Annotated in this window: 23 protein-coding genes; 7 read left to right on the forward strand and 16 right to left on the reverse strand. The window is 70.5% G+C overall.

The features are described from left to right. Window positions 1-28: 28 nt before the first annotated feature. The 3 genes from OHN74_RS10320 to hisI all read right to left on the reverse strand — a co-directional run bounded on the left by OHN74_RS10320 (window position 29) and on the right by hisI (window position 2,662). A complete protein-coding gene (locus tag OHN74_RS10320) occupies window positions 29-676 on the reverse strand; it encodes a TIGR02234 family membrane protein (RefSeq protein WP_327694237.1) in 648 nt (215 codons plus the stop codon). A 70-nt stretch (window positions 677-746) separates the two neighbouring features. Continuing rightward, on the reverse strand, window positions 747-2,225 hold the full coding sequence (locus tag OHN74_RS10325; RefSeq protein WP_327694238.1) for an anthranilate synthase component I: 1,479 nt from the start codon (window positions 2,223-2,225) through the stop codon (window positions 747-749). 11 nt (window positions 2,226-2,236) lie between these two features. After that, window positions 2,237-2,662, reverse strand: coding sequence for a phosphoribosyl-AMP cyclohydrolase (gene hisI, locus OHN74_RS10330; protein ID WP_327694239.1), 426 nt, complete (start codon window positions 2,660-2,662; stop codon window positions 2,237-2,239). An 82-nt stretch (window positions 2,663-2,744) separates the two neighbouring features. Here hisI and OHN74_RS10335 point away from each other — a divergent pair, with 82 nt between their 5' ends. Continuing rightward, complete coding sequence (locus OHN74_RS10335) at window positions 2,745-3,380, forward strand: TIGR03085 family metal-binding protein (RefSeq protein WP_327694240.1); 636 nt, start codon at window positions 2,745-2,747, stop codon at window positions 3,378-3,380. 106 nt (window positions 3,381-3,486) lie between these two features. On the opposite strand, the gene hisF is transcribed toward OHN74_RS10335, so the two are convergent. The 8 genes from hisF to hisD are packed head-to-tail and all read right to left on the reverse strand — an operon-like array spanning window position 3,487 to window position 9,210. Next, on the reverse strand, window positions 3,487-4,242 hold the full coding sequence (gene hisF, locus OHN74_RS10340) for an imidazole glycerol phosphate synthase subunit HisF (RefSeq protein WP_327694241.1): 756 nt from the start codon (window positions 4,240-4,242) through the stop codon (window positions 3,487-3,489). Beyond that, window positions 4,239-4,637, reverse strand: a complete 399-nt coding sequence (locus OHN74_RS10345) for a RidA family protein (protein ID WP_327694242.1) — start codon at window positions 4,635-4,637, stop codon at window positions 4,239-4,241. Before OHN74_RS10345 ends, hisF begins: the two co-directional genes overlap by 4 nt. Beyond that, the gene (gene priA / locus OHN74_RS10350; RefSeq protein ID WP_327694243.1) at window positions 4,634-5,374 is read right to left on the reverse strand and encodes a bifunctional 1-(5-phosphoribosyl)-5-((5-phosphoribosylamino)methylideneamino)imidazole-4-carboxamide isomerase/phosphoribosylanthranilate isomerase PriA; all 741 of its coding nucleotides are present in this window, start codon (window positions 5,372-5,374) and stop codon (window positions 4,634-4,636) included. Before priA ends, OHN74_RS10345 begins: the two co-directional genes overlap by 4 nt. Further along, the gene (hisH, locus tag OHN74_RS10355; RefSeq protein ID WP_443060363.1) at window positions 5,374-6,024 is read right to left on the reverse strand and encodes an imidazole glycerol phosphate synthase subunit HisH; all 651 of its coding nucleotides are present in this window, start codon (window positions 6,022-6,024) and stop codon (window positions 5,374-5,376) included. The genes priA and hisH overlap by 1 nt, the downstream gene beginning before the upstream one ends. After that, window positions 6,021-6,185, reverse strand: coding sequence for a hypothetical protein (locus OHN74_RS10360; RefSeq protein WP_203690639.1), 165 nt, complete (start codon window positions 6,183-6,185; stop codon window positions 6,021-6,023). Before OHN74_RS10360 ends, hisH begins: the two co-directional genes overlap by 4 nt. Window positions 6,186-6,188: 3 nt before the next feature. Continuing rightward, window positions 6,189-6,782, reverse strand: coding sequence for an imidazoleglycerol-phosphate dehydratase HisB (gene hisB, locus OHN74_RS10365; RefSeq protein ID WP_006377508.1), 594 nt, complete (start codon window positions 6,780-6,782; stop codon window positions 6,189-6,191). Beyond that, window positions 6,779-7,891, reverse strand: coding sequence for a histidinol-phosphate transaminase (locus OHN74_RS10370; protein ID WP_327694245.1), 1,113 nt, complete (start codon window positions 7,889-7,891; stop codon window positions 6,779-6,781). The genes hisB and OHN74_RS10370 overlap by 4 nt, the downstream gene beginning before the upstream one ends. Continuing rightward, window positions 7,888-9,210, reverse strand: coding sequence for a histidinol dehydrogenase (gene hisD, locus OHN74_RS10375; protein ID WP_327694246.1), 1,323 nt, complete (start codon window positions 9,208-9,210; stop codon window positions 7,888-7,890). The genes OHN74_RS10370 and hisD overlap by 4 nt, the downstream gene beginning before the upstream one ends. Window positions 9,211-9,405: 195 nt before the next feature. Between hisD and OHN74_RS10380 the strand changes: the two genes are divergently transcribed. The 4 genes from OHN74_RS10380 (at window position 9,406) to ybaK (ending at window position 13,444) form a co-directional block, all read left to right on the forward strand. Beyond that, window positions 9,406-11,004 carry an oxidoreductase gene (locus OHN74_RS10380; protein ID WP_327694247.1) on the forward strand — a complete coding sequence of 533 codons (1,599 nt, stop codon included), beginning with the start codon at window positions 9,406-9,408 and terminating at the stop codon, window positions 11,002-11,004. A gap of 98 nt (window positions 11,005-11,102) precedes the next feature. Further along, window positions 11,103-12,179, forward strand: coding sequence for a hypothetical protein (locus tag OHN74_RS10385; RefSeq protein WP_327700063.1), 1,077 nt, complete (start codon window positions 11,103-11,105; stop codon window positions 12,177-12,179). Window positions 12,180-12,190: 11 nt separating this feature from the next. Beyond that, entirely contained in the window at window positions 12,191-12,931 is a 741-nt protein-coding gene (locus OHN74_RS10390; protein ID WP_327694248.1) for an LON peptidase substrate-binding domain-containing protein, read from the forward strand. Between the two features lie 18 nt (window positions 12,932-12,949). Continuing rightward, entirely contained in the window at window positions 12,950-13,444 is a 495-nt protein-coding gene (ybaK, locus tag OHN74_RS10395) for a Cys-tRNA(Pro) deacylase (RefSeq protein ID WP_327694249.1), read from the forward strand. Between the two features lie 137 nt (window positions 13,445-13,581). Here the strand turns inward: ybaK and OHN74_RS10400 are convergent, their stop codons facing one another. The 4 genes from OHN74_RS10400 to OHN74_RS10415 form a co-directional block, all read right to left on the reverse strand. Continuing rightward, entirely contained in the window at window positions 13,582-14,310 is a 729-nt protein-coding gene (locus OHN74_RS10400) for a hypothetical protein (protein WP_327694250.1), read from the reverse strand. 34 nt (window positions 14,311-14,344) lie between these two features. Beyond that, the gene (locus OHN74_RS10405; RefSeq protein WP_327694251.1) at window positions 14,345-15,172 is read right to left on the reverse strand and encodes an ABC transporter permease; all 828 of its coding nucleotides are present in this window, start codon (window positions 15,170-15,172) and stop codon (window positions 14,345-14,347) included. A 136-nt stretch (window positions 15,173-15,308) separates the two neighbouring features. Beyond that, window positions 15,309-16,280, reverse strand: a complete 972-nt coding sequence (locus OHN74_RS10410; protein ID WP_327700064.1) for an ABC transporter ATP-binding protein — start codon at window positions 16,278-16,280, stop codon at window positions 15,309-15,311. A 120-nt stretch (window positions 16,281-16,400) separates the two neighbouring features. Then, window positions 16,401-17,621 carry an NYN domain-containing protein gene (locus OHN74_RS10415; RefSeq protein WP_327694252.1) on the reverse strand — a complete coding sequence of 407 codons (1,221 nt, stop codon included), beginning with the start codon at window positions 17,619-17,621 and terminating at the stop codon, window positions 16,401-16,403. A 249-nt stretch (window positions 17,622-17,870) separates the two neighbouring features. Here OHN74_RS10415 and OHN74_RS10420 point away from each other — a divergent pair, with 249 nt between their 5' ends. Next, entirely contained in the window at window positions 17,871-18,044 is a 174-nt protein-coding gene (locus tag OHN74_RS10420) for a hypothetical protein (RefSeq protein ID WP_203690633.1), read from the forward strand. Window positions 18,045-18,147: 103 nt separating this feature from the next. Here OHN74_RS10420 and dnaE read toward each other — a convergent pair whose 3' ends face one another. Continuing rightward, window positions 18,148-21,687: a DNA polymerase III subunit alpha gene (gene dnaE / locus OHN74_RS10425; protein ID WP_327694253.1), complete on the reverse strand. Its 3,540-nt coding sequence runs from the start codon at window positions 21,685-21,687 to the stop codon at window positions 18,148-18,150. 238 nt (window positions 21,688-21,925) lie between these two features. On the opposite strand from dnaE, the gene OHN74_RS10430 reads away from it, so the two are divergent. Beyond that, window positions 21,926-23,275: a DUF2252 domain-containing protein gene (locus OHN74_RS10430; RefSeq protein WP_327694254.1), complete on the forward strand. Its 1,350-nt coding sequence runs from the start codon at window positions 21,926-21,928 to the stop codon at window positions 23,273-23,275. The last annotated feature ends 64 nt before the right edge of the window (window positions 23,276-23,339 follow it).

A 23,339-nucleotide genomic window follows, 5' to 3' on the forward strand; every position in this document is an offset into this window, starting at 1 on the left:
GGGTCGACCCAGCGAGTCGCCCGTGAAGCTATGCCCCCGTCGGGTCCTCGCCGCGGTCGAGGGCCTTCCAGATCTCCTCGGGCCGGTCGGGGTCGACGGCCCTCGCCCGGGGGCGCGGACGGGGGGCGCCGCCGCGCTCGTACCGGCCGGACATGGCGGGCCACAGGCGGCCGTAGCGCAGGGCGAGGAGGCCGGCGAGGAGGATCAGCGCGCCGCCGACGGCGGCCGCGTACGGCCAGCCGGTGTGGCTCAGGGTGCTCACGGTGGCGGCGGTGTCGCCGGTGGCGCGCGCCGCCTTCTCGTCGAGCGCGGAGCTGTCGGAGGCGCCGAGGACGGCGGCGGCGATCGTACCGGCGCCGGACAGGGCGAGCAGGGCGGCGACCAGGAGGCGGCCGGAGCGGCGGACGGCGAAGACGGCGACGAGCGCGGCGAGGCCCACTATGGCCAGGGCCGCGGGCACGCCCGTGACGTCGCTGCCGCTGGCGGTCAGCGGAAAGTCGCCGCCGGCCACGGTCGTGGTGCCCTCCGACCAGCGCTGGCGGGTGGCGAGCAGCGCGACGGCCGCGCCGAGCGCACCGGCCAGCAGGGCGACGGCAAGGCTGAGCCGGCCGGCCCGGCCGGGAAGGGGGGCTTCGGAACGCGGAGAAGGTACGGGTACGGCAGTCACGTACCCCACTATCGCCTGAACCCCGGGCGAACCGTCACCCGGGGTTCACGTGAGAAGCGCCCCATTCGTGGGAAACGCCCTACTGTCCGAGGCGGTTCGCCGTGTGGACCGCGCGCAGCACGGCCGCCGCCTTGTTGCGGCACTCGTTGTCCTCCGCGACCGGGTCGGAGTCGGCGACGACACCGGCGCCCGCCTGGACGTACGCCGTGCCGTCCCGCAGGAGGGCCGTGCGGATGGCGATGGCGGTGTCGGAGTCGCCCGCGAAGTCGAGATAGCCGACGGCTCCGCCGTACAACCCCCGCCTGGACGGCTCCAGTTCGTCGATGATCTGCATCGCGCGCGGCTTGGGCGCCCCGGAGAGCGTGCCGGCCGGGAAACAGGCCGTCAGGACGTCGAAGGCGGTACGGCCCGCCGCCACCCGGCCGGTGACCGTCGAGACGATGTGCATGACGTGGGAGTACCGCTCGACGGACATGAAGTCGACGACCTCGACGGAACCGGGCTCGCAGACCCGGCCGAGGTCGTTGCGCCCGAGGTCGACGAGCATGAGGTGCTCGGCGCGCTCCTTGGGGTCGGCGAGCAGTTCGTCGGCGAGGGCCTGGTCCTCCTGCGGGGTCGCCCCGCGGTGCCGGGTGCCCGCGATGGGGTGGACCATGGCGCGCCCGTCCTCGACCTTGACGAGGGCCTCGGGGGACGAGCCGACGACGTCGAACCCGTCGAAGCGGAACAGGTACATGTACGGGGACGGGTTGGTGGCCCGCAGGACCCGGTAGACGTCCAGCGCGCTTGCCGTGCACGGTGTTTCGAAGCGCTGGGAGGGGACCACCTGGAAGGCCTCCCCGGCCCGGATGCGCTCCTTGATGTCGTCGACGGCCAACTGGTAGTCGGGGCCGCCCCACAGGGCCGTGTACTCGGGGAGTTCGGAGGGCGGGAGCGCGGCGGGCGGCTGGGACACCGCGCGCGAGAGGTCGGCCTGCATGGCGTCGAGGCGGGCCACGGCGTCCGCGTAGGCCTCGTCGACGCCCGTGTCGAGGTCGTTGTGGTTGATCGCGTTGGCGATCAGCAGGACCGAGCCCTCCCAGTGGTCCATGACCGCCAGGTCGCTGGTGAGCAGCATGGTCAGCTCGGGCAGCTTGAGGTCGTCGCGCTCGCCGGGGCCGATCTTCTCCAGGCGGCGCACGATGTCGTACCCGAGGTAGCCGACCATGCCGCCGGTGAAGGGCGGCAGGCCCTCCTGGTGGGGGGTGTGGAGCGTCTCGATGGTGGCGCGCAGGGCGACGAGCGGGTCACCGTCCGTGGGTACGCCGACGGGCGGGGTGCCGAGCCAGTGGGCCTCGCCGTCGCGGGCCGTGAGGGTGGCGCCGGAGCGGACACCGACGAACGAGTAGCGGGACCAGGACCGACCGTTCTCGGCCGACTCCAGCAGGAAGGTGCCGGGGCGCTCGGCGGCGAGCTTGCGGTAGAGCGCGACCGGAGTGTCGCCGTCGGCGAGGAGCTTGCGGGTGACGGGGATGACGCGCCGGTCGGTGGCCAGCTTGCGGAAGGTCTCGAGGTCCATGGCGGCTGACCTTACTGACCCTGTGGGAGTACGCCGGAATCGGCGTCCTCGAACGACACGTCGAGCAGGACGTCGGCGTCGAAGCAGTTCCGCGCGCCGGTGTGGCAGGCGGCGCCCACCTGGTCGACCTTGACGAGCACGGTGTCGGCGTCGCAGTCGAGGGCGACGGACTTCACGTGCTGGAAGTGGCCGGAGGTGTCGCCCTTGACCCAGTACTCCTGGCGGCTGCGCGACCAGTAGGTGCAGCGCCCTGTGGTCAGGGTGCGGTGCAGCGCCTCGTCGTCCATCCAGCCCAGCATGAGCACCTCACCGGTGTCGTACTGCTGGGCGACGGCGGGGACGAGCCCGTCGGGGCCGCGCTTGAGGCGCGCGGCGATCTCCGGGGCCAGGGAGCTGGGGCCGTGGGGCCCGCTGGGCGGGGGCGTGCTGCTGCTCATGGGGACATTGTGCCGCGCCCCAAGGACACTCCCCCCGGATGTCCATTGGGCGGACCGTGGGGACAGTCGTACGCTTGCTGGCATGTCTACCTACGCGAAGCGTGAACGACTTCTTCTCGCCGACCTGTTGGAGACCGAGGGTCCCGACGCGCCGACCCTGTGCGAGGGCTGGCGGGGCCGTGATCTCGCCGCGCACGTGGTGGTGCGCGAGCGCCGCCCGGATGCCGCCGGTGGTCTGCTGATCAAGCAGCTCGGCTCCCGTCTCGATCGGGTGATGGCGGAGTTCGCCGACAAGCCGTACGAGGAGCTGATCCAGCTGATCCGTACCGGCCCGCCGCGTTTCTCGCCGTTCTCACTGAAGCAGGTGGACGAGGCGTCGAACACCGTCGAGTTCTACGTCCACACGGAGGACGTCCGCCGGGCGCGGCCCGACTGGACGCCCCGCGAGCTGGACCCGGTCTTCCAGGACGCCCTGTGGTCCCGTCTGGAGCGCACCGCCCGTCTGACGGGCCGGGGCGCGGCGACAGGCCTGGTGCTGCGGCGTCCGAACGGCCAGACGGCGGTCGCCCACCGCGGCACCCCGGTGGTCACGGTGACCGGCGAGCCGTCCGAGCTGCTGCTGTTCCTGTACGGCCGCCAGGAGGTCGCCGACGTGGAGCTGGAGGGCGACAAGGACGCGATCGCCAAGCTGCACGAGTCGAAACAGCTGGGCATCTGAGTCGCGCTCCTGTGCCCGCGCCCCCGCAGGGGCGCGGGCACAGGAGCGCGGGCACAAGGGCGCGGGGAACTGCGCGACCAGCCACCACCGACCCGCAGCCGAACACTCAGCGAACCGGATGCCCCGCCGCGCGCAGCGCCCCCTTCACCTGCCCGATCCGCAGATCCCCGAAGTGGAAGACGGAGGCGGCCAGCACGGCGTCCGCGCCCGCAGCGACAGCGGGCGGGAAGTCGGCGAGCCGACCAGCCCCGCCGCTGGCGATCAGCGGCACGCGCACATGCTTGCGTACGGCCTCGATCATCTCGATGTCGTAGCCGTCCTTCGTGCCGTCCGCGTCCATCGAGTTGAGCAGGATCTCACCGGCGCCCAGCTCGGCGGCCTGGTGCGCCCACTCGACCGCGTCGATACCGGTACCGCGCCGCCCTCCGTGGGTGGTGACCTCGAAGGACCCGGAGTCGGTGCGGCGGGCGTCCACGGACAGCACCAGCACCTGGCGGCCGAACCGCTCGGCGATCTCACGGATCAGATCGGGCCGCGCGATGGCGGCCGTGTTGACGCCCACCTTGTCGGCGCCGGCCCGCAGCAGCTTGTCGACGTCCTCGGCCGCCCGCACCCCGCCGCCCACAGTGAGCGGGATGAACACCTGTTCGGCGGTGCGCCGGACCACGTCGTAGGTGGTCTCGCGGTTGCCCGAGGAGGCGGTGATGTCCAGGAACGTCAGTTCGTCGGCGCCCTCGGCGTCGTACACCTTGGCCATCTCGACGGGGTCGCCCGCGTCGCGCAGGTTCTGGAAGTTGACGCCCTTGACGACCCGGCCGTTGTCCACGTCCAGGCAGGGGATGACTCGCACGGCGAGGGTCATGGTGCGGACACCCTTCGGAACGCCTCCACCTCGACCTCGACGACCAGACTGGGGTCCACGAGGCCGGCGACGATGATCATGGACGCGGCGGGCCGGACGGCGTCGAACAGCTCCTTGTGAGCGCGTCCGACGTCGTCCACGTCCCGCGCGTGGGTGATGTACATGCGTGTGCGGACGACGTCCTCGCGGCCGAGCTCCAGTTGCTCCAGCGCCGCGAACGCGACGTTGAAGGCGTTGACCGTCTGCTCGTAGGGACCGCCGCCGGCGATCTGGCCGTCCACGATCGAGGTGCAGCCGGAGACCAGCACCAGGCCGTTCGGCAGTTCCACCGCGCGGGAGTACCCGAAGGTGTCCTCCCAGGGCGCACCGGTCGTGACACGCCGTACGTCGCTCACTTGGCCACCGCCTCCAAGGCCTCTTCCAGGGTGAACGCCTTCGCGTACAGGGCCTTCCCGACGATGGAGCCCTCGACACCGAGGGGTACGAGCTCGGCGATGGCCCGCAGGTCGTCGAGGGACGAGACGCCGCCGGAGGCCACCACCGGCCGGTCGGTCGCCGCGCAGACGTTGCGCAGCAGCTCCAGGTTCGGGCCCTGGAGCGTGCCGTCCTTGGCGATGTCGGTCACGACGTACCGTGCGCAGCCCTCGGAGTTGAGGCGCTCCAGCGTCTCGTAGAGGTCGCCGCCGTCCCGGGTCCAGCCGCGTCCGCGAAGGGTGGTGCCGCGGACGTCGAGGCCGACCGCGATCTTGTCGCCGTGCTCGGCGATGACCTTGGCGACCCACTCCGGGGTCTCCAGGGCCGCCGTACCGAGGTTCACGCGCGTGCAGCCCGTCGCCAGGGCGGCGGCCAGCGTGTCGTCGTCGCGGATGCCGCCGGACAGCTCCACCTTGATGTCCATCGCCCCGGCGACCTCGGCGATCAGCTTGCGGTTGTCACCGGTGCCGAAGGCGGCGTCCAGGTCGACCAGGTGCAGCCACTCGGCGCCCGAGCGCTGCCAGGCGAGGGCCGCCTCCAGGGGGGAGCCGTACGAGGTCTCCGTACCGGACTCGCCGTGCACGAGGCGTACGGCCTGGCCGTCGCGGACGTCGACGGCGGGGAGGAGTTCGAGCTTCGCGGAAGAGATCGAGGGCATCAGAGGGTTCCGATCCAGTTGTTCAGCAGCTGCGCTCCGGCGTCGCCGGACTTCTCGGGGTGGAACTGGGTGGCCCACAGGGCGCCGTTCTCGACGGCCGCCACAAAGGGCTTGCCGTGCGTCGACCAGGTGACCCTGGGGGCTCGCATCACCGGGTTCGTGATCTCCAGGGACCAGTCGTGGACGGCGTAGGAGTGGACGAAGTAGAAGCGCGCGTCGGCGTCCAGGCCCGCGAAGAGCTGGGAGTCGGCCGGGGCGTCGACGGTGTTCCAGCCCATGTGGGGCACGATGTCGGCCTGGAGCGGCTCGACGGAGCCGGGCCACTCGTCGAGGCCCTCGCTCTCGACGCCGTGCTCGATACCGCGCGCGAAGAGGATCTGCATGCCGACGCAGATGCCCATCACGGGACGTCCGCCGGCCAGCCGGCGCCCGACGATCCAGTCGCCGCGCGCCTCCTTGAGGCCCTGCATACAGGCGGCGAAGGCGCCGACGCCCGGCACCAGCAGCCCGTCCGCGTTCATGGCCGTGTCGAAGTCACGCGTTATCTCGACGTCGGCACCCGCGCGCGCGAGAGCGCGTTCGGCCGACCGCACGTTGCCGAAGCCGTAGTCGAAGACGACGACCTTCTTGGACGCTTTGGACGCGCTCAATTCCAGACCTCCAGCCTCATGACACCGGCGACCAGACACATCGCGGCGCCGATCGAGAGCAGCACGATGAGGCTCATCGGCATCTTCTGCTTGACGAAGGAGTAGATCCCGCCGAGCAGGAAGAGTCCGACGACGATCAGGATGGTGGAGAGGCCGCTCATGGCTTACAGGGCGCCCTTCGTGGAGGGGAGGATGCCCGCCGCGCGCGGGTCGCGCTCGGAGGCGTACCGCAGCGCCCGGGCGAGGGCCTTGAACTGGCACTCCACGATGTGGTGGGCGTTGCGCCCGTAGGGCACGTGCACGTGCAGCGCGATCTGGGCCTGGGCGACGAAGGACTCCAGGATGTGCCGGGTCATCGTGGTGTCGTACTCGCCGATCATCGGCGCCATCTTCTCGGGCTCGGTGTGCACGAGGTACGGGCGGCCACTGAGGTCCACCGTCACCTGGGCGAGGGACTCGTCCAGGGGGACCGTGCAGTTGCCGAAGCGGTAGATGCCGACCTTGTCGCCGAGGGCCTGCTTGAAGGCGGCGCCGAGGGCGAGGGCGGTGTCCTCGATGGTGTGGTGCGAGTCGATGTGCAGGTCGCCCTCGGTCTTCACGGTCAGGTCGAACAGACCGTGCCGGCCGAGCTGGTCGAGCATGTGGTCGTAGAAGCCGACGCCCGTCGACACCTCGACCTTGCCGGTGCCGTCGAGATCGATCTCGACGAGGACCGATGTCTCCTTGGTGGTGCGCTCCACGCGTCCGACGCGGCTCATGACTTGTCCTGCTCCTTCTTCAGTTCACGTACCGCGTCGAGGAACGCGTCGTTTTCGGCGGGAGTTCCGGCGGTGACCCGCAGCCATCCCGGTACGCCGTTGTCCCGGACCAGGACGCCCCGGTCGAGGATCCGCTGCCAGGCCTCGTGGGAGTCGGCGAAGGTGCCGAACTGTACGAAGTTGGCGTCGGACTCGGTGACGTCGAAGCCGATGGCACGTAGTTCGGCGACCAGCCGGTCCCGCTCGGCCTTCAGCTGCTCGACGTAACCGAGCAGCGTGTCGGTGTGCTCCAGGGCGGCCAGGGCGGTCGCCTGGGCCACGGCCGACAGGTGGTAGGGCAGTCGTACGAGCTGTACGGCGTCGACGACGGCCGGGTGCGCGGCGAGATAGCCGAGGCGCAGGCCCGCCGCGCCGAACGCCTTGGACATCGTCCGGGAGACGACGAGATTCGGCCGTCCTTCGAGCAGCGGCAGCAGCGAGTCGCCGTGGCTGAACTCGATGTACGCCTCGTCGACCACGACCATGGACGGCTTGGCGGTCTGCGCGGCCTCGTACAGGGCGAGGACCGTCTCGCGCGGGACCGCGTTCCCGGTGGGGTTGTTCGGGGTGGTGATGAAGACGACGTCCGGGCGGTGCTCGGCGACGGCCTTCTCGGCCGCCGGGAGATCGATCGTGAAGTCGTCGTTGCGGGGGCCTGAGATCCAGCCGGTGCCCGTCCCGCGCGCGATGAGGCCGTGCATCGAGTAGGAGGGCTCGAAGCCGATCGCGGTGCGGCCGGGCCCGCCGAAGGTCTGGAGGAGCTGCTGGATGACCTCGTTGGAGCCGTTGGCGGCCCACACGTTGGCGAGGCCGACCTCGTGCCCGGAGGTGTCCGTGAGGTACTTGGCGAGCTGTGTACGCAGCTCCACGGCGTCCCGGTCGGGGTAGCGGTTGAGGTTCCGGGCCGCCTCGCGCACCCGCTCCGCGATCCGCTCGACGAGCGGTTCGGGCAGCGGGTAGGGGTTCTCGTTGGTGTTCAGCCGTACGGGGACGTCCAGCTGGGGCGCGCCGTACGGCGACTTGCCGCGCAGTTCGTCGCGTACGGGGAGATCGTCGATTCCGAAGCTCACTTGCCGGGCACCTTCCAACCGAACCGAGCCTTGATCGCCGCGCCGTGCGCGGGCAGGTCCTCCGCCTCCGCCAGCGTCACCACGTGCTGCGCCACGTCGGCGAGGGCGTCGCGTGTGTAGTCCACGATGTGGATGCCGCGCAGGAAGGACTGGACGGACAGACCCGAGGAGTGGCAGGCGCAGCCGCCGGTGGGGAGCACGTGGTTGGAGCCGGCCGCGTAGTCGCCCAGTGAGACGGGTGCCCAGGGGCCGACGAAGATCGCACCCGCGTTCCTGACCCGGTCGGCGACGGCAGCCGCGTCGGCCGTCTGGATCTCCAGGTGCTCGGCGCCGTACGCGTCGGCGACCCGGAGGCCCTCGTCGATGCCGTCGACCAGCACGATCGCGGACTGGCGGCCGGCGAGCGCCGGGACGATCCGGTCCTCGATGTGCTTGGTGGCCGCGATCTGCGGCTCCAGCTCCTTCTCGACCGCGTCCGCGAGCGCCACCGAGTCGGTGACGAGGACGGCGGCGGCCAGCGGGTCGTGCTCGGCCTGACTGATCAGGTCGGCGGCGACGTGTGCCGGGTCGGCGGTGTCGTCGGCGAGGATCGCGATCTCGGTGGGGCCGGCCTCGGTGTCGATGCCGATCTTCCCCGCGAAGTACCGCTTGGCGGCGGCGACCCAGATGTTGCCCGGGCCCATGACCATGTTCGTGGGGGCGCACGACTCGGTGCCGTAAGCGAACATCGCGACGGCGGTCGCGCCACCGGCCGCGTACACCTCGTCGATGCCGAGCAGCGCGCAGGCGGCGAGGATGGTCGGGTGGGGCAGGCCGCCGAACTCCGACTGTGCCGGAGAGGCGAGGGCGATCGACTCGACGCCCGCCTCCTGCGCGGGAACCACGTTCATGACCACGGTCGACGGGTACACGGACCGCCCGCCGGGCGCGTAGAGCCCGACCCGGTCCACGGGCACCCACTTCTCGGTGACCGAGCCGCCGGGCGCGACCTGGGTCGTGTGCGTCGTACGGCGCTGCTCGCGGTGGACGAGACGGGCGCGGCGGATGGACTCCTCCAGGGCCGCGCGGACGGCCGGGTCGAGCTGTTCCAGCGCGTCGGCGAGGGCCCGGGCGGGCACGGTCACGGATTCCAGCCGGACTCCGTCGAACTTCTCGGCGAAGTCGATCAGCGCCGCGTCGCCCCGATGATGCACGGCCTCGCAGATCGGACGCACCTTCTCCAGGGCGGCCGAGACGTCGAAGTCGGCTCGGGGCAGCAGGTCGCGCAGGGCAGGTCCCTCAGGGAGGGCGTCGCCGCGCAGATCGATTCGAGAGATCACGCGGACAATTCTCTCAGACGGGGAACGGGCGTCGTCCGCGCGTATCAGTGGCTGATACAGAGCGTTGCGAACCCCCGTACGGGAACTTGGAAGATCACCTTCCCGTCTTGAGTTCAGAGAGTTACTGAGCGGGCAGAACGGTTGTACGAAACCCGCTGGTAGTGCTCGATGACGCGGGGAGGAGTAGGAAAAGTCGTGACAGAGGGTGCCGGCATCCGCATGGGGGGCTCGGCGAACACGGGGGAACCACCGGACGATCTGAGCGCCGCCGAACTCGGTATGTGGCAGGCCTTCCGCAACGGCAGCGTGTACGACCTGAGCAGCGGCGACACCGTCGTCGACGATCCGCACGGCGGCCATCCGTGGGGCGCCGAACGCACCGTACGGGCCCGCATCGTGTGCTGGCTGCTCCTCGACGGCCCGCCGACGCTCGCCGGGCGCGTGGCGTCCCTCAAGCTCACCGGCGTACAGATCAACGGCACGCTGGATCTGGCGGGCGGCACGGTCGAGCCGTACGTCGAGCTGAAGAGCTGCCGGTTCGAGAAGGAGATCCTCGTGCCGGAGGCCCACTTCACGACCGTACGGCTGGTGAACTGCTCGGTGCCGCGGCTGGAGGCGGCCCGGGTGCACACCGAGGGCGATCTGCACCTCCCCCGCTGCCGCTTCCACAACGGCGCCCGGCTCACCGACGCGCAGATCGGTACGGATCTGCTGCTCAACCAGGCCGTCGTCTACCGGGACCGGCGCGGGCGCTCGATCGTCGCGGACGGCATGAGCGTCGGCCAGGACCTCCAGGCCGAGATGCTGGAGTCGCACGGCGAGCTGAGTCTGCGCGGGGCGACGATCGGCGTCTCGCTGAGCCTGCGCGGCGCCCGCCTCACCAACCCCTACGGGAGACTCGCGCTCAACGCCCCCCAGCTGACCGTGGGCCGGACGCTGTATCTCACCCCCGCCGGTGTCTGGAACCCCATCCTGACCAGCGGCACGACCCCCGCGCGCGGGACGCGTATCCAGCGTTTCGAGTGCGAGGGCGGGATCCGGCTCGACGACGGCCGGTTCGGCGACGCCGTCGACCTCGAACGCGCCCGTCTCGTCTTCACCGACGATCAGCAGCTGTCGCTGCTGCGGGTGCAGACGCCCGAGCTGCGCTTCCTCGGGGAGCGGCCGGAGCGCGGCAAGGTCGTGCTGTCGGGCGCCAAGGTCGTCAACCTGGTGGACCGGGCGGACAGTTGGCCAGGACCGGGCAATCTGCACATGGGCGGCTTCGCGTACGAGAACCTCGTACCGCAGGGGCCGTTCCCGCCGGCGGAGCGGCTGGCGTGGGTGGCGGCGGCGACCGCCGAGTACAGCCCGGAGCCGTACGAGCGGCTGGCCACCGTGCTGCGCAACGGCGGCGAGGACGAGGACGCGCGCGAGGTGCTGCTCGCCAAGCAGCGCCGCCGCCGCGAGACCCTCCCGCCTGCGGCGAAACTGTGGGGGTACGTGCAGGACTGGACGGTCGCCTACGGGTACCGGCCCGGCCGGGCCGCCGTGTGGATGGCGGTGCTGTGGGCGGCGACCTCGGTCGCGTTCGCGCACGCGAGCCATCCGCCCCTGAAGAGCGGGGAGCACCCGCCGTGGAACCCCTCCCTCTTCGCCCTCGACCTGCTGCTCCCGGTGATCGACCTGGGTCAGGTCGGCTTCTGGCAGCTGCGCGGCGGCTGGCAGTGGCTGTCCGCGGCGATCATCATGCTGGGCTGGGTCCTGGCGACGACGGTCGCGGCGGGGGCGACCCGGCTGCTGCGCAGAAACTGAGCCGGGCTCATTTTTCTTCACCATCCCCTCACGTCGGACCGTACAACTAAAAACAGGGTGCGCGTTTGCTCTGGCGCGACTCCGACCTGCGCCTTTCAATGGTCGACACCATGGCTTCGCTGCGTGCGTTCCTCCGTGCCACCAGGACGGAACGGAACACTCCGCCGTCTCCACTCCTCGCCGCCGCCGGACTGCCTGCCGACGACGAGGTACTGCTCGACGCGCCCGACGCGCGCCTCGGCCCCTCGCTCGTCGCGGCGGGCCGGGGCGATTACGGTCCGGCGGCCGAACTGCTGGCCGCCACCCGTGCCGGAGCCGAGTGGGAGAGCCGCGACCGGTACGTGATCCGGCTGGCCGCGTTCGCGCACTCCCGCGCCGAGTGGTTCACGTCCTGGCGCGCCGCCGCCCCGAACGACCCGGACGCGCTGCTGGTCGGCGCCGAACTGGCGGTGGCCCGCGCCTGGGCCTCCCCGGCCCGCGCCGAGCTCCTCCACCAGACCGGCCCGTTGGTCGAGGCCGCCGCGGCGGCCTGCCCGCGCGACCCGGTGCCCTGGCGCATCGCACTGGACCGGGCCCGGGGCAGCGACGCGGACCACGGCGAGTTCGAGAGGCTGTGGGGCGAGGCCGTACGCCGTTCCCCGCACCACCACGGCAGCCATGTGGCGGCCCTCCAGTACCTGTCCACCAGCCGCTTCCGCTCCTCGGGCGGGCTCGGCTCGCACCGCGAGTGCTTCGACTTCGCCGAGCGGGCCGCGCAGGACGCCCTGCCCGGCTCACTCGTCCAGGCGCTGCCTCTGCACGCCGCCTTCGCCTGTCTGACCGAGGGCGACGGCAGAACGGTGGTGGACCGGGCCCGCCTGGACGCGGCGGCGGACGCTGCCGTCGCCCTGTCCGCGACGCACCCGGCGGCAGACCCCTGGTCGGCCGAGCTCCGCAACCTGCTGACATACGTCCTGGTGGGACTCGACCGCTGGCAGGACGCCTTCCTCCAACTGCGCCTGACCGGCCCCTACGCCACGTCCTTCCCCTGGGACCGGTTCTCGGACGACCCCCTCGGCAGGTTCCTCGAAACACGCGAGGAGGTCCGCCGGAACGCGCCCGCCGATCGCTGCGCGGTCTGCGCCGGTCATCCACGGAGTGAGCACGGCGGACGCGATCACTCCGGCGACCACTAGGCTTTCCCGTCGTGACCATCGTCCGGCTGCCGCTCTTTCCGCTGAACTCGGTGCTGTTCCCGGGACTCGTCCTCCCGCTGAACATCTTCGAGGAGCGATATCGCGCCATGATGCGCGAACTCCTCAAGACCCCCGATGACGAACCACGCCGGTTCGCCGTCGTGACGATCCGGGACGGCCACGAGGTCGCGCCCAGCTCACAGGGCCTGCCCGACCAGACGGCGGTACCCGAACCCGGGCCCGCGGCGGGCTTCGGCGACGACCTGCTCAAGGCGTTCCACTCCGTGGGGTGCATCGCGGACGCGGCGACGATCAGGGAACGGGCGGACGGCACGTTCGAGGTCCTGGCGACCGGTACGACCCGGGTACGGCTGGTGTCGGTGGAGGCCTCGGGCCCGTTCCTGACGGCGGAGCTGGAGGAGTTGGAGGAGTCCGCGGGCGACGGGGCCGGCGCGCTGGCAGAAGGCGTCCTGAGGGCCTTCCGCCAGTACCAGAAGCGCCTGGCCGGCGCGCGGGAACGCTCCCTGTCGACGGGCGCCGACCTTCCCGACGAGCCCTCGGTGGTGTCGTATCTGGTGGCGGCGGCGATGATGCTGGACACCCCGTCCAAGCAGCGCCTGCTCCAGGCCCCGGACACGTCGTCCCGCCTCCGCGAGGAGCTGAAGCTGCTGCGCACGGAGACGGCGATCATCCGCAGCCTCCCGTCGCTGCCGGCGTCGGAACTGACGCGCGGCCGGACAAGTCTCAACTGAGGGGGAGCGGGAATCCGGATGGCGAAGAAGAAGCAGCAGTCGGGGGGAACACCGGCGACGGTGGCGCTGACGGCGGCGGGCGTCACGTACAAGGTGCACGCGTACGAGCACGACCCCGCGCATCCCTCGTACGGCGAGGAGGCCGCCGAGGCGATGGGGGTGTCGCCCGAGCGCGTCTTCAAGACCCTGGTGGCGGACGTGGACGGGGTACTGACGGTCGCGGTGGTCCCGGTGGCGGGTCAGCTGGACCTGAAGGCACTGGCGACGGCGGTGTCGGGCAAACGGGCGTCGATGGCGGACCCGACGCTCGCGGAGCGCACGACGGGCTATGTCAGGGGCGGCATCTCCCCCCTGGGCCAGCGCAAGAGGCTCCGGACGGTCCTGGACACGTCGGCGGACGCCCACACCACGATCTGCGTCTCGGCGGGCCGACGGGGCCTGGAGGTCGAACTGTCCCCCGCGGACCTCGCCGGCCTCACGGACGCGGTGAGGGCCCCGATCGCCCGCGCGTGAACTCTCGACTGACGGCGACTTCCAGCCCGTCCGGCGTTTGAGGACGAGCGCGTCCAGCGCGAAAGGGGGGTCTGGGGGCGCAGCCCCCAGGAACGGGATGGGCCGGGTAGGGGCGGCGGGGGCGAAGAAACCGCGGGTCAGGCCGGAGGCACCTGCTCGTGGCCCCCCACCTCCGGGTCCCGGGGCCCGAACAGCCCGGTCAACCCCAGATGCACCACCAGCGCCGCCACGGACCACACCAGCAGCGCCCCCTTCGCCCCCAGCTTCATCGGAGCCAGGAACGTAACCCCCTTGCCCACGTCCTTCGCGTGGGCGATCACATCCTGGGCGGGCCCGAGCCACACCCCCAGCCGCCACGCCAGCACCGACCCGAGCAGCCCTCCGACCGTCAGCGCGACCACCAGCGGCACACCCCCGCGCCGCCGCACCAGAAACGCGCCCAGCGCACTCACCGCCCCGAGGGCCATTGCCAGCAGAGTGAACGTTCCGTCGACCCCGATCGCCTGTTCGCCCTCGCTGTCCTTGACGTACACGACCCACCGGTTCGCGACGATGTCACCGATCAGCGGCACACTCGGCGCCAGCCACCACCACAGCAGCCCGAGCAGCACCCCACCGAGCGCCACCACCACCGTGACGACGGCGGCCTCCCGCAGTTCGGTCTTCATCCCGGGGCCGTCCTGTCCGTACGCCGGTGCGAACCCGTTTCCCCCTGTCGGCTCCGGCCAGAACTGCCAGGACCGGCCGTCCGGAGCCTGCTGGAGCGAGGGCTGCTGCTGCAGAGGCTGCTGGGGCTGCGAAGCCTCTTCGCGTTCACGCGAGGGCTCTTGGTGCGGCGGCGGAGGCGGAGTCAGCGGTGCGGTCACCCTGACATCGTGCCAGGCCCTTCTGTGCGGCGCGTCACCGGACGGCCGCCCGACGGTACGCCCAGGTCGCGACGGCCAGCGAGACCACCCCGACCCCCGCGCACACGGCGAGGTCACCGAACACGAAGGCCCAGTCGGGATCGGTCCCGAAGGTCCGGGCGAAAGCCTCCACGCCGTACGTGGAAGGCAGCAGATCCCGTGCGAGCCGCACCACCCCCGGCATCCGGTCCGCCGGCAGCACCCCCAGCAGCAGCGCCGCCGACATGCCCAACTGCCCGAGCAGCGTGGCGAGTTCCGGCCGAGGAGCGAGCAGCCCGAACGCGGCGCCGAGCCCGGCGAGCGCGGCCCCCGCGAGCGGGATCACCAGGGCGAGCACCCACAGATGCGTCAACGGCAGCCCGTACAGCAGGCACCCGAACACCGCCGTCACGACGGTCCCCGGCACGGTGAAGGAGGCGTACGCCCCCGCCGCCCCCAGCACCACGGCCGCGGGCGGCACCGGCAGCGTCGCGTAGTGATCGAGTCCACCGCTGGCCCGCAGCTGCCCGAAGTACTGGGCGAGCAGATTCAGCGCGACGAAGGCCACGACGAGCACCGAGGCCCCGGCCACCACGGCCCGTGCCTCGCCGCCCCCGTCCACGACCCCCCGCATCAGGATCATGATCCCGACGGACTGGAACGTCGCCACGAACAGCAGCGGAATCCGCGCGACCCGGGCCCGGGACAACTGCGCCCGGTACACCGCGACGAGCGCGGGCCACAGCCGCGCACGCGGCCCGAGCTCGGCCGGCGCGCGGCGCGCGGGCGTCTCCTCCACGGCCAGGCCACTGCCCGGCAGCACCTCGGCGGGTACGACACTCACGTCGAGCTGCTCCTCTTCGTCCCGGTCACGACAGCCGCCCTCTCCCCCACAAGCGCCCGCACACCTACCCGTACGGATCCAAAGGCCCCCGCACTCACACCGGCCCTGCCGGTCCTGCCCGTCGAACCGAGGTCGCTCACGCCTTCACCAGCCCCTGCACATTCCCCCCGAGCGCCAGATACACGTCCTCCAGGCTCGGCGTGGCCAGCGTGAAGTCGTCCAGCGCGGTGAAGGCGGCCCCGCCGGTGACGGTGGCGACGGCCGCGCGGGCCTCCTCGGGAGCCAGCCGCAACGTCCATCTGCGCCCCGACTCCACGGCCCGGTCCCGCAGCGCGGCGACCTCCGGGACATGCAGGGGCGCCGCCTCCCGCCAGACCAGATCGACCCGGACCTCGCCCGCCACCTGCTCCTTCAGCCCCGCGGGCGTGTCACAGGCGATGACGCGCCCCCGGTCCAGGACGGCGACCCGGTCGAGGACCGTCTCGGCCTCGATCACGTTGTGCGTCACCAGCAGCACCGTCGTACCGCGCTCGGCGCGCCGCCGGTCGACCGCCGACCACACCGCCCGCCGGGCCACCGGGTCCATCCCGGTCGTCGGTTCGTCGAGGACGAGCAGCGGACGTTCCCCGACGAGCGCGGTGGCGAAGCACGCGAGCCGTCGTTGCCCGCCGGAGAGCTTGCGGATGGGCCGGGGGGCCAGTGCGGTGAGTCCGAGCTCCTCCAGGACCGCGTCCCGTTCCGCCCGCGCCTGCCGTACCTCCAGGCCGCGCAGTCGCGCGGTGGTCTCGACGGCGAGCGAGACGGTCAGTTCGTCGAGGGCGCTGGACTCCTGGCCGAGGTAGGCGAGGATGCGCGCGGCCCGCTCCGGGTGGCGCACGATGTCGTGGCCCAGGATCTCGACGCTGCCCCGGTCGGGGCGCATCAGGCCGGTGATCTGCCGGACCAGGGTCGACTTGCCGGCGCCGTTCGGCCCGAGCAGGCCGAAGATCTCACCGCGCCGGACGTCCAGGTCAACGGCGTCCGTCGCCTGGACCTCGGGTGTTCCGGGGGCGCCGCGTCGGCCGCGTACCGCCCGATAGGTCTTGGTGAGATCGCGCACCGCGCACACGACATCGTCACCGTGTCGGGCTGCGTGTGCCGTGCGCGTACTCACGAAGGACGAGAGTACGGGGTGCCCGACTCCGCCTGAAATCCAACCCCCGCCCCGCTCTTCCCCCGCGGGGGCCGCTCACTCTCCGACGGGCGCGTGCTCCGCGTTCGTGCGGACGTCGATCTCGCGCCAGAAACCTGCCCTGATCGCGTACCGGTCGTGCTCGTCGATCTGGTCGTCCTTGTGGGCGAGCAGGCCGAAACGGGCGGCGTAGCGCAGCAGCTCGCCGTCGATGCGGTGCGGGATGCGGGGGTACATCGTGGACAGTTTCTGCACCTGGGCGGGTTCCGGGAGGCGCTCCATCCAGCGCCGGGAGAACACCTGTCCGACCTCGTACGGATCACCGCCGACCGTGGTGATGTCCTCCTCGCGGTCCGCCCAGCGCTGCTCGGCCGAGGTGAGCTGGGCGAGCGTCGGCATGGAGGCGATCTCGGGGGGCTCGGCGGCCACGCCCGGCCGGTCGACCCAGCCCTTGTCGGAGGACCAGCGCAGGGTCGCGTTGGCGGGATGCTGGGCGGGCTGGGCACCGGGGGCCCGCAGCGCTGCCAGGTCCTTGGGGGTCGGTACTCCCTTGGCGGCGGGTACGCGCTCCTGCTCGCCGTTCTGTTCGGCGGGCACCGCCGAGTGTTCCTGCTGCTCGTCGACGGCCCGCCCGGCCGCCTGCGCGTGCGCCGACTCGGGCAGCGGCGCGGACAGGATCGCGGCGATCTCGGGGCGGGGCACGGGCTGCGGCGCGCAGACCCCGCCGAGGTCCTTGGCCCGTACGGCCTTGGTGATCCACGCACGGTCCAGGACGCGCCGCTCGTCGGCCTCGGCGACCAGGTCCTCGGACTGGTTGTAGTCGCCGTCGGCCGCCTGCACCGCCCACAGGTGTACGGCGACTCCGTGCTCCTTGGCCGCCATCATGCCCGGCAGCAGATCGCCGTCGCCGGTGACGAGGACGATGTCGGAGCAGGCGCGGTTGCGGGCCAGCTCCGTCAACTCGGCGTGCATGGCGGCGTCGACGCCCTTCTGCGCCCACCGTCCGTCGCTGCGGGTCAGGGCGCCGAGCCGGACGGTGACGCGGGGCATCACGCGGAGCCTGCGGTGTTCGGGCTGAGGCACCCGGTCGGGGGCGCCGTCGAACCAGTAGATGCGCAGCAACGGCCGTTCGGTGTCCGATTCGGCGCGTTCTCGCAGGCCCTGGATGAGGGCGGGGTGGTCGACGGTGATGCGGGACCGCGAGGGCTCTCCGGCGAGAAGACTCGCGGCGGCCCCCAGCAGATACCCGGCGTCCACCAGGACGATGCAGCGGTCCACGCGATCCACCCTCTTTCCGGGAGGTTTGCTTCGGGCTTGCTTCGAGTCTGCCCGACCGTGCGGGGGTTAACGGCCCGAACTCGATCTTCGGCGTGGCGTTTCCCGCGTCGGCCCGGGGGCCCACCGCACGAGTCGACCTTATTACGCACGGCATTACGCACGGTGATTCTCCGACATGCGCGCTTTGTCGGGGCATGTGAATCTGATTGCGGCTTTGGCCCCTAGATCCCCCTCAGGAGGAAGATCACCATGGCCAAGAACAAGAAGCAGAGTCGCCCGCACGAACAGGCGTCACAGGCCGAGCGCGGTACCGAGCAGGCGAAGTCCTCCTCGATGGAGTCGCAGGCCGAGCAGCGCGCCACCCAGGTGACTCCCGGTGACATGGCACGCAAGGGCCGGCAGAAGCGCTTCGGCCACAACTGAGCGCCACCGAGTACGACAGGCATCCGGAGGACGGGCTGTTGAAGCCCAGGCACAGTGAGGGGCGCACCCACAACCGGGTGCGCCCCTCACTCGCTTCAGACGGTCAGCCGGCCAGGCAGGACGGTCCGAGGAGCACCTTCAGGTCGCCGAAGAGTGCCGGGTCGGGCTTCACCCGGTGCCGGTCGAGCCGCAGCACGGTGGTCTTGCTCGGTCCCTGGAGCCGGATGCGGACCTCGCTCTCGCCCTTGTGGTGGCTGAGGATCTCGCCGAGCCTGCTGATCATCGGCGGGGTGACCTTCAGCGCGGGGATCGTGAGGATCACGGGCGCGTTGGTGCCGGCGTTGGACAGGTCTGGGACCTGGAGTTCCATCGAGACCAGCCGGGGCACGTCCTCGCGCTTGTCGAGGCGTCCCTTGACGAAGACGACGGCGTCCTCGACGAGCTGGGTCGACACCAGCTGGTAGGTGGCCGGGAAGAACATGCACTCGATGGAACCGGCGAGGTCCTCGACGGTGGCGATGGCCCAGGCGTTGCCCTGCTTGGTCATCTTGCGCTGGAGGCCCGAGATGATGCCGCCGATGGTGACGACCGCGCCGTCCGCGTGCTCACCTCCGGTGAGCTGGGAGATGCCGGCGTCGGCCTTGTCGGAGAGGACGTGCTCCAGGCCGAAGAGCGGGTGGTCGGAGACGTACAGGCCGAGCATCTCCCGCTCCTGGGCGAGCAGATAGGCCTTCTCCCACTCGTCGGTGGTGAACTCGACGTCGAGACCGAAGCCGGGCTCGCTGGTGTCCTCGTCCCCCATGCCGCCGAAGAGGTCGAACTGTCCCTCCGCTTCCTTCCTCTTCACCGCGACCACGTTGTCGATCATCGGCTCGAAGTGCGCGGTGAGGCCCTTGCGGGTGTGCCCCATGCTGTCGAACGCGCCGGCCTTGATCAGCGATTCCGTGGTCCGCTTGTTGCAGACGACGGCCTCGACCTTGTCGAGGTAGTCGGGGAAGGAGGCGTACTTCCCCTTGGCGTTGCGGGACTTGATGATCGACTCGACGACGTTCGTGCCGACGTTGCGCACCGCGGAGAGGCCGAAGAGGATCACGTCGTCGCCCTGGGCGGCGAAGTTGGACATCGACTCGTTGACGTTGGGCGGGAGCACCTTGATGCCCATGCGCCGGCACTCGTTCAGATAGATCGCGGACTTGTCCTTGTCGTCCTTGACCGAGGTGAGCAGACCCGCCATGTACTCGGCCGGGAAGTTGGCCTTCAGATAGGCGGTCCAGTAGGAGACCAGTCCGTACGCGGCGGAGTGGGCCTTGTTGAAGGCGTATCCGGCGAAGGGGACCAGGACGTCCCACAGGGCCTTGATCGCCTCGTCGCTGTAGCCGTTCTTCTTGGCGCCGGCCTGGAAGATGGTGAAGTTCTTGGCCAGTTCGTCGGGCTTCTTCTTGCCCATCACCCGGCGCAGGATGTCGGCCTCGCCGAGTGAGTAGCCGGCGATGATCTGGGCTGCCTTCTGCACCTGCTCCTGGTAGACGATCAGGCCGTAGGTGACCGCCAGAACCTCTTCGAGAGGTTCCTCCAGCTCCTTGTGGATCGGGGTGATCTCCTGGAGCTTGTTCTTGCGCAGCGCGTAGTTGGTGTGCGAGTCCATGCCCATCGGGCCGGGACGGTAGAGCGCCGAGACGGCGGAGATGTCCTCGAAGTTGTCGGGCTTCATCAGACGCAGCAGCGAGCGCATGGGTCCGCCGTCGAACTGGAAGACGCCGAGGGTGTCGCCGCGCTGGAGCAGTTCGAAGGTCGCCGGGTCGTCGAGCGGGAGGGCCAGCAGGTCGAGTTCGACGCCCTTGTTCGCCTTCACCATCTTGACGGCGTCGTCCATGATGGTCAGGTTGCGCAGGCCCAGGAAGTCCATCTTGAGCAGGCCGAGCGACTCGCACTGCGGGTAGTCCCACTGTGTGATGGTCACGCCGTCGGTGTGCCGCACCCAGACGGGGGCGTGGTCGACGATGGGCTCGCTGGACATGATGACGCCGGCCGCGTGCACACCCATCTGCCGGACCAGGCCCTCGACGCCCTTGGCGGTGTCGATGACCTTCTTCACGTCGGGCTCGTTCTCGTACATCGCCCGGATCTCGCCGGCCTCGCTGTAGCGCGGGTGCGAGGGGTCGGTGATGCCGTTGAGGTCGATGCCCTTGCCGAGGACGTCGGCGGGCATGGCCTTGGTGAGCCGGTCACCCATGGCGTACGGGTAGCCCAGCACGCGCGCGGAGTCCTTGATGGCGTTCTTCGCCTTGATCTTGCCGTACGTGCCGATCATGGCGACCTTGTCGGCGCCGTACTTCTCGGTCACGTACCGGATCACCTCGACGCGCCGGCGTTCGTCGAAGTCGATGTCGACGTCGGGCATGGAGACACGCTCGGGGTTGAGGAACCGCTCGAAGATCAGACCGTGCGGGATCGGGTCGAGGTCGGTGATGCCCATGGCGTACGCGACGATCGAACCGGCCGCCGAGCCACGGCCCGGGCCGACCGCGATGCCCTGCTTCTTGGCCCACATGATGAAGTCGGCGACGACGAGGAAGTACCCCGGGAACCCCATCTGGATGATGACGTCCATCTCGTACTCGGCCTGCTTCTGGCGGTCGTCCGGGACGTTGCCGTTGAAGCGGCGGTTCATGCCGAGCCGGACTTCTTCCTGGAACCAGGTGATCTCGGTGAAGCCGTCCGGGATGTCGAACTTCGGCATGAGGTTCTTCGCCTCGAACATGCCTGCGGTGTCGATCTGTTCGGCCACCAGGAGGGTGTTGGCGCAGCCCTCCTGCCAGGCGTCGGAGGAGTCGATGGCGTACATCTCGTCCGTGGACTTCAGGTAGTAGCCGGTGCCGTCGAACTTGAAGCGGTCCGGATCGGAGACGTTCTTGCCGGTCTGGATGCACAGCAGCGCGTCGTGCGCGCCCGCCTCGTGCGGGTACGTGTAATGCGAGTCGTTCGTCACCAGGGGCGGGATGCCGAGCTTCTTGCCGATCTCCAGGAGGCCGTCGCGGACCCGGCTCTCGATCTCGATGCCGTGGTCCATCAGCTCCAGGAAGTACCGGTCCTTGCCGAAGATGTCCTGGTACTCGGAGGCCGCCTTCAGCGCCTCCTCCTTCTGGCCGAGGCGCAGCCGGGTCTGGAGCTCACCGGACGGGCAGCCCGTGGAGGCGATGAGCCCCTCGGACCACTGGGAGATGGTCTCCTTGTCCATCCGCGGCCACTTCTGCAGCCAGCCCTCCGCGTACGCGTCCGAGGACAGCCGGAAGAGGTTGTGCAGGCCCGTCGAGTTGGCCGCCCAGATCGTCTTGTGCGTGTAACCACCCGAACCGGACACGTCGTCGCGCTTCTGGTGCGGCTGGCCCCACCGGATCTTGCGCTTGTTGCGCCGCGACTCGGGCGCCACATACGCCTCGATGCCGATGATCGGTGTGACACCCGCCTTCTTGGCGGTGTGGAAGAAGTCGTACGCCCCGTGGAGGTTGCCGTGGTCGGACATGGCGATATGGGTCATGCCCATCTCGTTGCACGCCTCGAACATGTCCTTGAGCCGCGCGGCACCGTCCAGCAGCGAGTACTGGGTGTGGACGTGCAGGTGCGTGAACGGCGGCTTTGACACGGCATGGCCTCCATGGAAAACACTCGGCGACAGGCTGCGGGCAGTCCGGGGGGACAGCGACGAAGTCTATGCCTCGGCACTGACAGGGGGAGGGCTGTCCCCCGTACCTTCGTGGGTGGGTCGTGGGCACTCCGGCGTACCTTCGGACGTTGGAGGGACGACGGAGTCAATCCGTCTCCCCGGTCGGCCTGTCCGGCCCCATTCGTCTTGCACCACCTGCACCAGGAGGCACCCAGCGATGTCGGTTCCGCAGCTCAGCGCCGAGCACCGCGGCGAGGAGATCCTCACCGTCTTCGACACCGCGTTCGGCGAGCTCCTGGCCGCCGACCCGGCCGCGTTCCGCGTGAAGTTCCGCAAGATGGCGGCTTCCGCGTTCGCGTTCTACCGGGGTACGGCGTGCCTCTTCTACCACGACCTGGAGGCGGATAACGCCGGGCGGGGTGATGGGAAAATACTGAGCGGACCCTACCTGGACGACCGCACCGCGCGCGTGTGGATCCACGGCGACCTGCACGCGGAGAACTTCGGCACCTACATGGACTCCCAGGGGCGGCTGATCTTCAACGTCAACGACTTCGACGAGGCGTACGTGGGGCCCTTCACCTGGGACCTCAAGCGTCTCGCCGCCTCGCTGGCCCTCATCGGGTACGCGAAGGCGCTCTCCGACGAGCAGATCAGCGAGCTCGTGCGGACGTACGCGGGCGCGTACCGCGAGCGCATCCGCGCCCTCGCGACCGGCGCCAAGAGCGACGAGGTGCCGCCGTTCACCCTGGACACCGCCCAGGGGCCGCTGCTGGACGCGCTGCGCGACGCGCGCTCGCTGACCCGGTTCGGGCTGCTCGACTCGATGACGGAGATCCGTGACTTCGAGCGCCGCTTCGCGCCGGGCGGCGGCTCCATCGAGCTGGACGCGGCCACGCGCTACAAGGTGCTGGCCGCCTTCGACGGCTACCTGGAGACGCTGCCGGAGTCGTCCCTGACCCACCCGGACTCGTACCGGGTGAAGGACGTCGTCGGGCGGCGCGGCATCGGTATCGGTTCGGCCGGGCTGCCCTCGTACAACATCCTTCTGGAGGGCGCCACGGACGCCCTGGAGAACGATGTGGTGATCTACATCAAGCAGGCCCAGACCCCGGCCGTCTCCCGGCACATCACCGACCCGGCGATCCGCGGCTACTTCCAGCACGAGGGCCACCGCACGGTGATCTCGCAGCGCGCCCTCCAGGACCACGCCGACCCGTGGCTGGGCTGGACCGAGCTGGACGGCCGCGGTCAGCTGGTCGCCGAGGTGTCGCCGTACGCCGTGGACCTGAACTGGGGCGACATCGACGACCCGGAGGAGATCGCGGCCGTCGTCGCCGACCTGGGCCGGGCGACGGCCACGATGCACGCGGCGGCGGACGACCAGTCCGGCGAGTCCCTGGTGCCCTTCTCCACGGAGCGGGCCATCGACGCGGTGATCGCGGCCGACGAGGCGGGCTTCGCGGACGTCCTGGTGGACTTCGCCCACGAGTACGGCGCACGCGCGCGTTCCGACCACCAGGTCTTCGTGGACCTGTTCCGCAACGGCCGGATCCCCGGCCTCTAGACAACCCTCACACCCTCTTCGGACAGTGCACGGGCTCACAGGGACCTTTTAGGGGCCTCTTACA

The organism is Streptomyces sp. NBC_00459 (genome assembly GCF_036013955.1).
In the GTDB taxonomy this organism is placed as follows: Bacteria; Actinomycetota; Actinomycetes; order Streptomycetales; family Streptomycetaceae; genus Streptomyces.

What these genes read in the sequence shown, in the direction of transcription:
- OHN74_RS10325 (WP_327694238.1), bottom strand. Translation starts at nt 2,225, where the DNA reads ATGGACCTCGAGACCTTCCGCAAGCTGGCCACCGACCGGCGCGTCATC.
- hisI (WP_327694239.1), bottom strand. Translation starts at nt 2,662, where the DNA reads ATGAGCAGCAGCACGCCCCCGCCCAGCGGGCCCCACGGCCCCAGCTCC.
- OHN74_RS10335 (WP_327694240.1), top strand. Translation starts at nt 2,745, where the DNA reads ATGTCTACCTACGCGAAGCGTGAACGACTTCTTCTCGCCGACCTGTTG.
- hisF (WP_327694241.1), bottom strand. Translation starts at nt 4,242, where the DNA reads ATGACCCTCGCCGTGCGAGTCATCCCCTGCCTGGACGTGGACAACGGC.
- priA (WP_327694243.1), bottom strand. Translation starts at nt 5,374, where the DNA reads ATGCCCTCGATCTCTTCCGCGAAGCTCGAACTCCTCCCCGCCGTCGAC.
- OHN74_RS10360 (WP_203690639.1), bottom strand. Translation starts at nt 6,185, where the DNA reads ATGAGCGGCCTCTCCACCATCCTGATCGTCGTCGGACTCTTCCTGCTC.
- hisB (WP_006377508.1), bottom strand. Translation starts at nt 6,782, where the DNA reads ATGAGCCGCGTCGGACGCGTGGAGCGCACCACCAAGGAGACATCGGTC.
- OHN74_RS10385 (WP_327700063.1), top strand. Translation starts at nt 11,103, where the DNA reads ATGGTCGACACCATGGCTTCGCTGCGTGCGTTCCTCCGTGCCACCAGG.
- ybaK (WP_327694249.1), top strand. Translation starts at nt 12,950, where the DNA reads ATGGCGAAGAAGAAGCAGCAGTCGGGGGGAACACCGGCGACGGTGGCG.
- OHN74_RS10420 (WP_203690633.1), top strand. Translation starts at nt 17,871, where the DNA reads ATGGCCAAGAACAAGAAGCAGAGTCGCCCGCACGAACAGGCGTCACAG.
- OHN74_RS10430 (WP_327694254.1), top strand. Translation starts at nt 21,926, where the DNA reads ATGTCGGTTCCGCAGCTCAGCGCCGAGCACCGCGGCGAGGAGATCCTC.